Raw genomic sequence first — 13,286 nt, 5'->3', positions numbered from 1 at the left:
AGGAGTTGCCAATGCGTCTCGAACCCTATTTGTTCTTCAACGGCCGCACCGAAGAAGCGCTCGCGTTCTACCAAAAAGCGCTCGGCGCGGAAACCTTGTCCGTCCTGCATTTCAAGGATTCTCCCGAAGGCGTGAAAGCCACACCGGAATGGCTGGACAAGGTCATGCACGCGACGTTCAGGATAGGGGCAAGCCTGATCATGGCGTCCGATGGCGTGAACGCCGCGCCTCAGGTTTTCTCGGGTTTCAGTATTTCGATATCCGCCGACGACCTCGCATCCGGCGAGAAAATGTTCACGGCACTCAGCGAGGGCGGCGACGTCCGGATGGCGTGGCAACGGACGTTCTGGACCAGCGGGTTCGGCATGGTTTGCGATCGATTCGGCATCCCGTGGATGGTGACCGTCATGGACGACCTCGGCGGATAGCGCCCCCTCGGAGCGCAGGGGTGCTCAACCCCGTCACCCATTCACCGATGAAACGGCTGCGCGCCCTCGATGTTCCATTGCCGCTCGATCTCGATCAGCCGCAAACGCAGTCTGTCGACCTGTTCCGCCAGCCGTTGCGCGAGCCAGTATGGCCCCTGCAATTCGGGCGCGAGCTCCGCGGCAACCCGGACGTTGCGCTCCAGCCGCGCCGCCACTGCGGGAGACCCGGTCGCGGCGTGCAGCAAGCCTACCCGCCCGAATCGCAACGCACGGGCGATCAGCAACAACGTGTGCCTGATCGCCCGCTCGTCTGCGTGAGTACTCGCGATGAGTCCGAGCCCGTCCGCCGGCATGGCCGACGCCATCATTTCGAGCGCGCTCAGAATTGACCGGTGCTGGCGCTGGATGTCGTCGAGCACCGCGGCCGGCACGTCGATCTCTTTTGCCACCGACGCCAGCAAGGAGCGCGAGCTCACCAGCCGCGCGTTCATCGTGAGAAAGCGCTTGGTCAGGGTGTCGGCGGGCATTGGCAGCCCTTCCGCGATCGCGCCGTAAATCCGCGCGCAGTCGCGCATGTTGTCGGCGAGGCGGTAGCGCCATGAATAGGTCGCGTATTGCGGCAGCACGAACGAAAACGCGAGCGCGATCACAATTCCGATCAGCACCGTCAAGGTGCGCCACAAGCCGACTTCGATGGACAGATCGCCGTGTCCCGCGACGATGATCGTCGTGATGGCCGTCAGCAACGCGATATATCCCGGCTTGCCGATGGCGTGATACGCACAAACGCCGGCAATCACCGCCAGCAGCACGTACGTGATCATCGTCGAATGGGTAGCCGATTGCAGCAGGATCAGCCCCAACCCGAGCGACGCGCCAAGCAGCGTGCCCAGCGCGCGCTCCGCAGCCTTCTTGCGGATATTGCCGTGATGCTGCAAGCCACCGATCACCACCAGCAATGTCACCGACGACCATTCGCCGTGCGGAATATCGATACCCGAGGTCAACGCAATCGACGCAAGCATGGCCAGCGCCACGCGCGCCGCATGCAGGTATTTAGCGTAGCGATAGCGAAAATACGGCGAGCCGAGCACATGCAGTAAGCGCCGTGCCTGGCTGCGGTGAGGCCTGCTCGTATCGGTCGAGGACATGCGGTTCCAGTGTATTGACGGGCAAAAGCGGGGCAAGAGGCTGATGAAAGCGGGCGCACAAAACAAAACGCCCGCAACATCCGTTACGGGCGTTTTACCAGCTTTCGGGTCAGAACGGGGTTGGATCGCCCGTTTTTCCCGGATCAAGATCAGGATCAGGTTTCCGCGACGTCGAGATAATCCTCGGGGCTCGTACGGTCGTCCGAGCGCTTCAGACCGATCACACGCACCAGAATGCTCACCACGATCGATACCACCAGATTCACGACCAGTGCCCACACCGCGGCGTAACCGGGAATCGCATAGCCGAACAGGTGGATCGTGAAGATCGAGCCAGCCAGTTTCAGCGACACCGCCATCCATGTACCCGTCGCAATGCCGGCGGCCCAGCCGAGCAGCAAGCCACGGTGATCAAGAACCCGCGTGTACAGACCGAGCACCAGCGCCGGCAGCGTCTGGATAATCCAGATCCCGCCGAGCAGTTGCAACTGGATGGCATAGGTCAGCGGCAGCGCAAGAATAAACACGACAGCGCCCACCTTCACCAGCAGCGACACCAGCTTGGCAACATTGGTTTCCTGCTCCGGCGTCATGTTCGTGTTCACGAACTCCTTATGCACGTTGCGCGTGTACAGGTTGGCCGCTGCGATCGACATGATGGCCGCCGGAACCAGCGCGCCAATACCGATTGCTGCGAACGCCACGCCCACGAACCACGACGGGAAGAAGTGCAGGAACAGTGCCGGGACGGCGAAGTTCGCACCATACGCCTTGAAGTACGGGGCGAATTCCGGCATGTCCTTCACGCCCGATGCCAGCGCCATGTAACCCAGCAACGCGAGCAAACCGAGCACCAGCGAATACGCCGGCAGAAGCGCCATGTTGCGGCGGATCGTGTTACCCGACTTCGACGACAGCACCGCCGTCACCGAGTGCGGATACAGGAACAGCGCAAGCGCTGACCCGACCGCCAACGTGGCGTACGCGCTGTAACCGTTCAGGCTCGATGCATCGGGTGCCTTCAGCAGGATCTTCGCCGGATCGACATGACTGAAGATCGCGCCGAAACCGCCGAGCTGTGCCGGGATGATGATCATGGCAGCGATGATCACGATGTAGATCAGCACGTCCTTCACGACCGCGATCATGGCCGGCGCGCGCAGGCCTGACGTGTACGTGTAGGCCGCGAGAATCGCGAACGCAATGATCAGCGGCAGATCGCCGATGAAGCCCGTTGTATCGAAGCCAAGCGCGCCGATCACCACTTCAATACCGACAAGCTGCAGCGCGATATAGGGCATCGTCGCGACAATCCCGGTCACGGCAATGGCCAGCGCCAGCATGCGGCTGTTGTAGCGAGCGTGCACGAAGTCGGCAGCGGTGACGTAGCCGAATTTCTTGGAGATCGCCCAGAGCTTGGGGAACACCACGAACGCGAATGGATAGATCAGGATGGTGTACGGCAACGCGAAGAAGCCGGTAGCGCCCGCGCCGAACACGAGCGCGGGAACCGCGACGAACGTGTAGGCCGTATAAAGATCGCCGCCGAGCAGGAACCACGTGACGATCGTGCCGAAGCGACGGCCGCCCAGGCCCCATTCATCGAGTTGTCCGAGATCGGCCTTGCGCCAGTGAGCAGCAACAAAACCCAGGATCGTCACGCCGACAAAAAACAGGACGAAGACGAAGGTTGCCGTGGAATTCATCATCGCGGGCTCCCGGGCGTGAGCTTGGGAACATCGTGGATGGGCTTGGTCTTGACATAGACCAGGGCCGTAATCACCGCGCTGATCAGCACCCAGAGCAACTGGTACCAGTAGAAAAATGGAAAGCCCATGAGCACGGGCTCGATCTTGTTGTAGAACGGCACCCAGACCACGCCGATCCACGGAAGAACCAGCAGCCAGAGCCACTGCTTGTTGCGAACTTGACCACTGGCGGTCACCGCCTCTTGAGCCATGACGCTCTCCTCTTTTTTTGAAATGTGCTGCTCGACCAAGGCTCTGAGCGGGTCTCGCGGCAAAGCTCAGTCTCTCGGTCTAATAGCGCCCCGAAATAACACGTGGAGTATATGGACGCTGAAAAGCGGGTCAAGCAGGGCGAACCCGAACCGTAATGACGGAAAACAGCCCGATGTAATGTCTTGCTGTCCTGCCCTGCTTCGGTCGAAGACATTACATTCGGGCAGCGGGTTCGCGGTCGTATCTCGCCGTGGGGGCTTTAGCCTGGACCCTTGGCGATCAGATGGAGAAGCAGGTTGCGCCGTCCGCGCCGGCGCTGATTGCCAGCCCCTTCACCCATTGACGGGCCGGCAATTTCAATTCCTTCTCGATCAGCTTGGCGCGCTTTTCAAGTTGCGCGTATGGCACGTCGAGTTCCGGACCGGCAAACGCGATGGCAATGCGATTGCCGTCGTGGACTTCGGGCAGCGCGATCACGCGGCCGTCGAAGGCTTCGTTCAGGCGCTTCATGTTGCGCACGAAGCTAGGATGATCGCCGAACAGGTTGACCGTCACCACGCCCGCCGGCGCCGTCAGGCAAGCCCGGCACGCACGATAGAACGAGGTGCTATCCAGCACGGGGCCGCGCGCGGTGGCGTCGTAGACGTCGATCTGCAATGCACCGATGGTGCCGTGATTCGCACGGTCATTGACGAAGTCCCACGCGTCCTGCTCGTGGACGGTGAGGCGGGCGTCGTCGTTCGGCAGCTCGAACATCGTGCGCGCTGCTATCACGACGGAGGGATTCAGCTCGACCGCTTCCACCTTCGCGCGCTTCAGGAACGCATGGGCGAACTTGGTCAGCGCGGCAGAACCGAGTCCGAGTTGCACGATGCGCTTCGGCGTTTCGATGAACAACAGCCACGCCATCATCTGCTGAGCGTATTCAAGCTCAAGGTGATTCGGCTTTTTCAGGCGCATCGCGCCCTGCACCCATTCAGTGCCGAAATGCAGGAAACGCACACCATCCTCTTCCGAGAACGTCACCGGCGAGAAACGGGGTTTGCGCGGGACATCGATGCGCGGTGCGTCGTCGAGATCGTGGTCGCGCTTCGAGCGCTTGCCGCGCCTCTGGTCTTGCTTGTCGAGCTTGTCTTGACGCTTGCTGCCGAACGCGCGAGCTTCCGCCGACGCGCGTTTGATTAATTGGGTCATTTGAGGATGTCGCGCCAGAAGCGCAATTTTTGATCGAACGAGAGGATAGCATTCGCCGGACTCGACGACGGCAGGACCAGGGTTTCATAGCCTGCCGCGCGGATCACAGGCTCGAAACGGCCGGAGGTCTTGCCGTTGAAGCAGAGCTTTTTCAGTCGCGGCGCATGCAGGCGGAATGAGGCGAAATCGTTGGGGTTGGCGTGGCGGATCGCGGTGTCGAGACTGCCTTCGCGCTCGCAGGCGGCGAGTACGTCCCATAGGCCAATGCCGTGCGTGAGTAGCTTGAGCACGCGTTCATCGTAGGGAAGTTCGTTTAAAGACTCACCGATCACAGTACCCACCAGCCGCCAGAACTGGTTACGTGGATGGGCGTAATACTGCGCGGCATCGAGCGACGCCACGCCGGGAAAGCTGCCGAGAATCAGCGTGTGGGTGTTTTCATCGGCGATGGGTGGGAAGCCTTTCAGCATTTTTCACGATGCGCGAGGAAAGACCATAGCGCCGGCAGGAAGCATTCGGTGACCATCAGCGGCGCGTCCTGCCTGATGAACACCGAGCGGCGCGCGACAAACGCGTGCGGCGTTTGAAGCGGCGTTTGCCTGGCGGCCAGTCTATAGAGCGGATCGCGCGCGTCGATTCTTCGGCTAGTGAGCGGCGAGCGCCACACGCTGCTATCGCTATAGAGCAACTCGGCGAGCGGGCGCGTGCGCAATCGACGCATGGCCTGCCAGACGCCCGAACTGGCGTCGAGCGGCACGATGCTGTGCGCCGCGACGAACGGCACGCGGTTCACATTCAACACGACTTCGCGGATCCATACCGGCGTGCGCGGCGTGATGTCCAGCGGCGCGGCTTCGTCCCGCCACGGCTGACCGACCGTCTCGCGGGTGACATCGACGGTGACATCGCCTAGTTCACGCAAATGTGCGGTAAGCGAACCGCCGCGCGTGAGCCAATCTTTCTGGTCGGCGGTGAAAGTGGGAAGCGGACGGTCGCGCCAGGCATGAGTACCGGCAAGAGGAGCTTTTGGCATGCGCGAGATTATAAAACCAGACACGTATATAGGAGGATTCGTATAGATGTCGGCGTGCGCTCACGGGAGACTGACGAACCGGACAGGATATGACCGGCGCTCGCGGCAATCTTGTTGCGAGCCATCTATAAAGCATGAGAGGAAACGCATGTCGGTCAATACCAAACAAACATCGAAGGTCGTCGCTACGCTGGCGTCGCACACGCTGCATGATCCGAAGACGTCGGTGATTGCCAAGAGCCTCGCTGCATCGGCGTTATCACAAACGCATACGAAGAATCAAACGGGCGCCGAGATGGAACATAAGGCCGGGCAGGTTCTTCACAGCGATAAATATTCAAAGGACACCAAGACGCTGGCGGCGTCGGTCGTCGCGCAGGCCAACAAGGAACGCAAGGCGAAGTAAATCGTAATGCCGCGTATCCTGCGCTGCAGCTGCAATAAAAAACGCGCTGCCAGTTTCCTGGCAGCGCGTTTTTTTACTTCTTCCAAACGCTGACTTATCGCGCCAGCAACAGCGCGTTGGTCCGCTTCACGAAACTCGCCGGATCTTCCAGCGTGCCGCCTTCGGCGAGCATCGCCTGATCGAAGAGCAGATGACACCAGTCGCTGAAATTCGCGTCATCGGCGTGAAGCTGCTTGACCAGCGGATGATCCGGATTCACTTCCAGAATCGGCTGCATCTGCGGCGCTGCCTGACCTGCTTGCTTCAGCATGCGTTGCAAGTAGCCACTCATGTCGCCGTCATCGGCAACGAGACACGTCGGCGAATCGGTCAGGCGGAACGTCAGGCGCACATCTTTAGCCTTGCCTTCCAGCGCGGCCTTCATGCTTTCCACCAGCGGCTTCAACTCTTCGCCGACCTTCTCCTGCGCCTGCTTTTCTTCGTCGTTCAGCGCACCGAGATCCAGATCGCCGCGCGCCACGCTTTGCAGCGGCTTGCCATCGAATTCGTTGAGGAACGACAGCATCCATTCATCGACACGATCCGTCAGCAGCAGCACTTCCACGCCCTTCTTGCGGAACACTTCAAGGTGCGGGCTGTTCTTCGCGGCCGCCCAGCTGTCAGCCGTAACGTAATAGATCTTCGTTTGCTCGGGCTTCATGCGCGAGACATAGTCGGCGAGCGCCACGGTCTGCTCCGACGAATCCGTATTCGTGGAAGCAAATCGCACGAGCTTGGCAATCCGTTCGCGATTGCCGTAATCCTCGCCGATACCTTCCTTGAACACCTGGCCGAATTCCTTCCAGAACGTGGCGTATTTGGCTTTCTCGACGTCATCGGTGGCTTCTGCCGACGACGATGCCACTTCTTCCAGCATCGACAAAACGCGCTTGGTCACGCCTTCACGAATGGCCTTCACATCGCGGCTTTCCTGCAGGATTTCACGCGATACATTCAGCGGCAAATCAGCAGAATCGACCACGCCCTTCACGAATCGCAAGTACGCCGGCACCAGTTGTTCCGCGTCGTCCATGATGAACACGCGCTTCACGTAGAGCTTCAGGCCGCCTTTATGGTCGCGGTTCCACATATCGAACGGTGCGTGCTTCGGCACGTACAGCAACTGCGTGTATTCGCTACGGCCTTCCACGCGGTTGTGGGTCCACGCGAGCGGATCGTCGTGATCGTGGGAAAGGTGTTGATAGAACAGCTTGTACTGCTCGTCGGTGATGTCGCTCTTCGGACGCGTCCAGAGCGCACTCGCCTGATTCACTGTCTCGTCTTCGTCCTTCGTGACCATCTCGGACTTCTCGGCATCCCACTCTTCCTTCTTCATCAGGATGGGCAGTGCGACGTGATCCGAATACTTCTGGATGATCGATTTCAGCTTGTGCGTGGAGAGGAATTCGTCTTCTTCCGGACGCAGATGCAGCGTGATGCTCGAACCGCGTTGCGCGCGTTCAATCTGTTCGACGACGAAATCGCCCTCGCCCGCGCTTTCCCAGCGCACGCCTTCGCTTGCCGGCAAACCGGCGCGACGCGTTTCAACCGTGATCTTGTCGGCGACGATAAAACCCGAGTAAAAGCCCACGCCAAACTGGCCGATCAACGCAGCGTCTTTCTGCTGATCGCCGGAGAGTTTCGAGAAGAATTCCTTCGTGCCCGAGCGCGCGATCGTGCCGAGATGCGAGATCGCTTCGTCGCGGCTCATGCCAATGCCGTTATCGTCGATGGTCACGGTGCGCGCCGCCTTGTCGTACGAGATGCGGATGCGCAGATCCGGATCATTCTCGTACAGCGCACTATTTTCGATACCTTCAAAGCGCAGCTTGTCCGCCGCGTCCGATGCGTTCGAAATCAGCTCGCGCAGGAAAATTTCCTTGTTGCTGTAAAGCGAATGGATCATCAGATGCAGAAGTTGTTTCACTTCTGCCTGAAAGCTCATGGTTTCTTGTGCCATGGTCGGTTCCTCTGGTTGTGTCTAGTGTTGACGGGTTTTTAAGCGGTAGCGAAGCGGCTGGCATTTTGTGACCGGACGGTACGTACTGGCCGTCACGGTAAATGCCTTGGCGGCCATTGCCGGAAAAGCATCGCGCGGATTCTGCGACAAATGAGGTCGCCCTGCGATAATTTCAAGAGGCGGGCCGTGGGAGCGTGACGTTGCTCAAGCCGATGCTGCAGGCGCCTTATCCCACGCGATCTGCGTAACCGGAGAGCATCGCGGGCAGGCCTGGATCGCCGCAATTCGCGATGTTGAAGCGCATCCACGTGCTGGGCAGTTGATGCGGGGAAAACAGGCTGCCGGGCGTCAGTAAAAAGCCGGCTTCGTGGCCGGCGGCGGCGAGCCCCTCGGAGTCCACGCCGGTATCGGCCCATAAAAACATGCCCGCCGATGGCACCAGATACGGCTTGTAGCCGACTTTTTCGAACATCCGGACGGTTTTCTCCCGGACTCCGTCCAGTTTTGCACGCAGCCGTTCGACGTGACGCCGATAGTGGCCGTCGGTGAGCACTTTGTACAGCACGCGCTCGTTGAGTTCAGGGCTCGTCATGCCGACCAGCATTTTCTGATCGGCGATAGCGTTCGCGACTTCAGGCGCCGCGGCGACATAACCCACGCGCAAGTTCGGCGCGAGCGTCTTCGAATAACTGTTGAGAAAAATCACCCGCTTCAGTTGGTCGAGGCTCGCGAGGCGCGTCGCGGGGAAATTGGTCGGGCAGAGATCGCCGTAGATATCGTCTTCCACCACGATGAAATCATAGGTCTCGGCCAGTTGCAGGATGCGAAACGCCTGCGCCGCGCTCAGCGACGTACCGGTCGGATTCTGCAGCACGGAATTGATCACGAGCATCTTCGGGCGCCAGGTCTGGACCATGGCTTCGAGCGCGTCGAGATCGGGGCCATCCGGCGTGTAAGGCATGCCGACAAGCCGCGCGCCCTGCGCCACGAAGCGGCCGAACATCTGGAACCAGGCGGGATCCCCGACTATGACTGTATCGCCGGGTTTCACGAAAATTCGCCCGATCAGGTCGATGGCCTGCGTCACGCCGGACACCATCACGATTTGCTCCGTCGACGCGCCTATCTCCAGCTCCTCCAGCCGCGTCTGAATTTGCTGGCGCAGCGGCAGAAACCCCTGCGGCGTGCCAAAACCCAGCATTTGTGCACCGCTTTGCCGGCTCATGGAGCGCAGCGCGCTGGTCAGCAATTCGCCGTTCAGCCAGCTAGCCGGCAGATAACCTATGCCCGGCCCCTTCGCCGGACTCGATGTATGCAGCATGTTGCGCAGCAACCAGACCACGTCGATGCTGCTCGGCACCGGTGCGCGCTCACTGGCCAATGTGGGGTGAACGTGGGAATCGTTGGAACTGGTCCGATCGCGCACGAAAAACCCGGAGCCGCGCCGCGAGTCGAGATACCCGTGCGCGACCAGCCGTTCGTACGCCTCCACCACCGTGAAGCGCGACACGCCCTTGTCCACCGCGAGTTTGCGGATCGACGGCATGCGCATGCCCGGACGGAACACCCGCTCGTCAATACGGCGCCGGCCCCACTGGACCAACTGGTCGACGAGCGTCAGTTGCGGCGCGCCGTGCGGCGCGGGAATCTGGTCGAGCGGGACTGACATGTCAGGTTCCATCGGGATTGAATGCGTTCGATGACTGTACCGCAGAGTATCGGATCGATTGTACCGTTACTGTTACGGTCGTTGACGATACATTTAAGACCGGGACGATAGGTAAACTTGGCGGTTTTTGTACGCGATTTATGCGTTTTCCCTGCCGCAGACGAGGTTTCGGGGCCGGTTTTCGGCCGCTTCGAGCCAAACGTCGATTACCCGGCCGATTCACCCGGCCAGATGGCTAACGCAGAGCCAACGCAGCGGCACGGCCGGACGGAACGGGTATGCTGACGAGCTCAGCCGGTGTTGTCCGGGCAATTTTCCTTCAAGCTATTCGTGCACTATGACCGCTCATCCGCTGCAACTCGACCACCTCGTTATCGCCGCCCGCACGCTGGAAGAAGGCGCGGACTTTATCGCCGCGAAGCTGGGAGTGGACGTGACCGGAGGCGGTGCGCATCCGCTGATGCGCACGCATAACCGCCTGCTGAACCTATGGGGCGGCGCGTATCTTGAGGTGATCGCGATCGACCCGAACGCGGAGCTGATCGAAACCTCGGAAACACCGCGTCCACGCCTTTTTGCACTCGACGACCCGGCGCGGCGCTTGCGTCTCGAAGCCGGCCCGCAACTCGTGCACTGGGTCGTGCGGGTGAACCGGCCGAAGCTGCTGACACGCTGGCAGGCGCAATACCCGGAGCGCATCCCGGCCGTGGTTCCCATGACGCGCGGCGGGAACGCGTGGGATCTCACCATTCCCGCGGATGGCACTTTTCCAGCGTGGCAGGGTGCCGGCCACGGGCTCCTGCCGTCGCTGATCCAGTGGGACACGCCGCAGCATCCGAGCGAATCGTTGCCGGAAACGGGTATCGCGCTGAAGTCGCTGACCGGTTTTCATCCGCGAGCGCACCTGATCTCCGAGCAACTGGCATGGCTCGGGGTGTCGCATCTGATGCAGGTCGAGGTGACCGCGAGCACGCCGGTACTCGTCGCGGAATTTGAGTTGGCGGATGGTTCCATTGTTACGCTGGGGGAATCGGCGGAATCGATCGAAGCGGCCAAGCAGGCAGAGGTCGCGCCGGCCAAACCCGCCCGCAAGCGCGCAAAGAGCAAGAAGGCCGACGAAGCGACCGCCGCCCATGACGCGGACACGCCTGAAGACACGGCCGAGCCGACGCAAGACGAAACAATGCAGGAAGACGAGCGCTAGAACATCCGGCGTGCTTCGTACTTGTACCGGGTTTGACAACCGACCCGACCACCGGAGCACCGGGCACGCCATAATAAGCGTCCGCCGCCGTTCACCAATTGCGCCGGATTGCATGCAGTGCGCAGGACCTTATTCGAAGCACCCTGCAACATTTTATCAACCCGCATACGCATTAGAACCGCTTACCGAGACCAACCGAGGACCCCATGAATCAAGCCGACCTTCAAGCCAAGCCGTGGCAGCTTTCCGAACGTGCGAGAAAGCTCACCAGTTCGGCCATTCGCGAAATCCTGAAGGTCACTGAGCGGCCCGAGGTCATTTCATTCGCGGGCGGGTTGCCATCGCCGGCTACATTTCCGGTCGAGGAAATGCGCGTAGCGTGCGACCGCATTCTGCGTGACAGCCCCGCCGCCGCGCTGCAGTACAGCGCCACCGAAGGCTATCTGCCGCTGCGCGAATGGGTCGCGCAACGCTACTCGGTCAACGGCGCGTCGATCCGGCCGTCGCAAGTGCTGATCACAACGGGCTCGCAGCAAGCGCTCGACCTGCTCGGCAAGGTGCTGATCGACCCCGCCAGCCGCGTACTGGTCGAAACGCCTACGTATCTCGGCGCGCTGCAATCGTTTTCCATGTACGAGCCGACCTACGTGCAAGTCCCCACCGACGAACACGGCTTGATCCCGTCCTCGCTCGACGCCACGCTGACGGCCGGTGCGCGCCTCTTGTACGCGCAGCCGAATTTCCAGAATCCGACGGGCCGTCGCCTGTCGTTGGAACGCCGCACCGCGCTGGCCGCGTTTGCGCAACGCGCGGGCTTCCCGGTGATCGAGGACGATCCGTACGGCGCGCTCGACTACGCGGGCGCACCGCTGCCAACCATGCTGTCGATGGCGCCCGATCACATCGTGCATTTGGGTTCGTTCTCGAAGGTCCTGTCACCCGGCATGCGTGTGGGTTACATCATTGCGCCGGAGGAATTGCACTTCAAGCTGGTGCAGGCGAAGCAGGCAACCGACCTGCATACACCGAGCCTCACGCAGCGCATCGTGTACGAGGTCGTCAAGGACGGCTTTCTCGAGACGCATATCCCGAAGATCCGCGCGCTGTATCGTGATCAATGCGCGGCCATGCTCGCGTCGCTCGAACAGCACATGCCGGCGGGCGTTGAATGGAACCGTCCGGAAGGCGGCATGTTCGTGTGGGTGAAGCTACCGAAACACATCGATACAATGAAGCTGCTCGAGCAGTCAATCGAGCAGCACGTCGCGTTCGTGCCGGGCGGTCCGTTCTTCGCGAATGAAGCGGAACACAACACGCTGCGTCTGTCGTTCGTGACCGTGCCGCCGGCGAAAATCGACGAAGGTGTCGCCAAGCTCGGCGCGCTGATCCGCGCGCTGGTCTGATCTTGTTGCATTGCAAGCGCGCTGCGGCGGACGACCGCCCCGGTGTGCTCTCGCGTCATCCTTTCCATTTTTAGGGAATACCCCATGGCCCAACTGAACGTCTACGACAAGCTGAAGGAACTCGGCATTGAATTGCCGACGGCCGGCGCCCCCGCCGCCGCCTACGTGATGAGCGCACAAAGCGGCAACACGGTTTATCTGTCCGGCCACATCGCGAAGAAGGACGGCAAGGTTTGGGTAGGCAAACTGGGCGCTACGCTGACGACCGAAGAAGGCCGCGCCGCCGCGCGCTCCATCGCCATCGACCTGATCGCGACGCTGCACGCGCACGTCGGCGACCTGAACCGGGTGACGCGGATCGTGAAGGTGATGAGCCTGGTCAACTCCACGTTCGAGTTCACCGAGCAGCATCTGGTGACCAACGGCGCGTCCGAGTTGATCGCCGATATTTTCGGTGAGCGTGGCAAGCATGCACGCTCGGCATTTGGCGTCGCGCAGATTCCGCTGGGCGCTTGCGTTGAAATCGAATTGATTGCCGAAGTGAGCTGAAACCCTTGCTTTAAACGCTTAAGAATCGTAAATAGCAGCAACGAATTTTGGTCTTGTTCTTAATCCCGATGCCAGCCGGCATCGGGATACAAATCGGGATACAAATTACCGCATTTCGTTCGCTTAAATTCACATTGGCGAAACGAGTGCCGCCCCGTGCCGAAGGCCCTCCAGACAAGCGTTTCAGCCTATCCGTGTATACCTCGATACTTCGCCTCGCCGCCGCGCTTCCTTAAATGAGTCGGCTTCAGTAATATCTAAGCCGGTTGTCATTGGTATTATCTGACTC

Annotated in this window: 12 protein-coding genes and 1 pseudogene; 5 read left to right on the top strand and 8 right to left on the bottom strand. The window is 60.6% G+C overall.

The window, feature by feature from the left end; all coding sequences use genetic code 11:
* Positions 1 to 11 precede the first annotated feature (11 nt).
* Positions 12 to 428, top strand: a complete 417-nt coding sequence (locus tag ACSQ8V_RS05200) for a VOC family protein (RefSeq protein ID WP_436205083.1) — start codon at positions 12 to 14, stop codon at positions 426 to 428.
* Between the two features lie 41 nt (positions 429 to 469).
* Here ACSQ8V_RS05200 and ACSQ8V_RS05195 read toward each other — a convergent pair whose 3' ends face one another.
* The 6 genes and pseudogenes from ACSQ8V_RS05195 to ACSQ8V_RS05170 all read right to left on the bottom strand — a co-directional run.
* Positions 470 to 1,579 (bottom strand): FUSC family protein, encoded by a 1,110-nt coding sequence (locus ACSQ8V_RS05195; RefSeq protein WP_436205082.1) that lies wholly within the window; start codon positions 1,577 to 1,579, stop codon positions 470 to 472.
* A gap of 155 nt (positions 1,580 to 1,734) precedes the next feature.
* Positions 1,735 to 3,285: a monocarboxylate uptake permease MctP gene (gene mctP, locus ACSQ8V_RS05190; protein WP_436183092.1), complete on the bottom strand. Its 1,551-nt coding sequence runs from the start codon at positions 3,283 to 3,285 to the stop codon at positions 1,735 to 1,737.
* Positions 3,285 to 3,539 carry a DUF3311 domain-containing protein gene (locus ACSQ8V_RS05185; protein ID WP_213763486.1) on the bottom strand — a complete coding sequence of 85 codons (255 nt, stop codon included), beginning with the start codon at positions 3,537 to 3,539 and terminating at the stop codon, positions 3,285 to 3,287. The genes mctP and ACSQ8V_RS05185 overlap by 1 nt, the downstream gene beginning before the upstream one ends.
* A 280-nt stretch (positions 3,540 to 3,819) precedes the next feature.
* A complete protein-coding gene (locus tag ACSQ8V_RS05180) occupies positions 3,820 to 4,734 on the bottom strand; it encodes a spermidine synthase (RefSeq protein ID WP_436205081.1) in 915 nt (304 codons plus the stop codon).
* Positions 4,731 to 5,204, bottom strand: coding sequence for a DNA-deoxyinosine glycosylase (locus ACSQ8V_RS05175; RefSeq protein WP_213763488.1), 474 nt, complete (start codon positions 5,202 to 5,204; stop codon positions 4,731 to 4,733). The genes ACSQ8V_RS05180 and ACSQ8V_RS05175 overlap by 4 nt, the downstream gene beginning before the upstream one ends.
* A gap of 5 nt (positions 5,205 to 5,209) precedes the next feature.
* Positions 5,210 to 5,767, bottom strand: a pseudogene (locus ACSQ8V_RS05170) (chorismate--pyruvate lyase family protein); the annotation flags it as partial.
* 148 nt (positions 5,768 to 5,915) lie between these two features.
* Between ACSQ8V_RS05170 and ACSQ8V_RS05165 the strand changes: the two are divergent.
* Positions 5,916 to 6,173: a hypothetical protein gene (locus ACSQ8V_RS05165; protein WP_213763490.1), complete on the top strand. Its 258-nt coding sequence runs from the start codon at positions 5,916 to 5,918 to the stop codon at positions 6,171 to 6,173.
* Between the two features lie 94 nt (positions 6,174 to 6,267).
* Here ACSQ8V_RS05165 and htpG read toward each other — a convergent pair whose 3' ends face one another.
* On the bottom strand, positions 6,268 to 8,172 hold the full coding sequence (gene htpG, locus ACSQ8V_RS05160; protein WP_436205080.1) for a molecular chaperone HtpG: 1,905 nt from the start codon (positions 8,170 to 8,172) through the stop codon (positions 6,268 to 6,270).
* A gap of 226 nt (positions 8,173 to 8,398) precedes the next feature.
* Positions 8,399 to 9,841: a PLP-dependent aminotransferase family protein gene (locus tag ACSQ8V_RS05155; protein ID WP_436205079.1), complete on the bottom strand. Its 1,443-nt coding sequence runs from the start codon at positions 9,839 to 9,841 to the stop codon at positions 8,399 to 8,401.
* 337 nt (positions 9,842 to 10,178) lie between these two features.
* On the opposite strand from ACSQ8V_RS05155, the gene ACSQ8V_RS05150 reads away from it, so the two are divergent.
* From ACSQ8V_RS05150 to ACSQ8V_RS05140, 3 genes are all read left to right on the top strand, one after another.
* Entirely contained in the window at positions 10,179 to 11,045 is an 867-nt protein-coding gene (locus ACSQ8V_RS05150) for a VOC family protein (protein ID WP_436205078.1), read from the top strand.
* Positions 11,046 to 11,251: 206 nt separating this feature from the next.
* Positions 11,252 to 12,448: a PLP-dependent aminotransferase family protein gene (locus ACSQ8V_RS05145; RefSeq protein ID WP_436205077.1), complete on the top strand. Its 1,197-nt coding sequence runs from the start codon at positions 11,252 to 11,254 to the stop codon at positions 12,446 to 12,448.
* An 84-nt stretch (positions 12,449 to 12,532) separates the two neighbouring features.
* The gene (locus ACSQ8V_RS05140) at positions 12,533 to 12,997 is read left to right on the top strand and encodes a RidA family protein (RefSeq protein ID WP_436181114.1); all 465 of its coding nucleotides are present in this window, start codon (positions 12,533 to 12,535) and stop codon (positions 12,995 to 12,997) included.
* The last annotated feature ends 289 nt before the right edge of the window (positions 12,998 to 13,286 follow it).

The organism is Caballeronia sp. LjRoot31 (genome assembly GCF_964253885.1).
Classification (GTDB): Bacteria; Pseudomonadota; Gammaproteobacteria; order Burkholderiales; family Burkholderiaceae; genus Caballeronia.
Note: the sequence above shows the minus strand (reverse complement) of the source record. Positions and strands in the feature narration are given on the sequence as shown.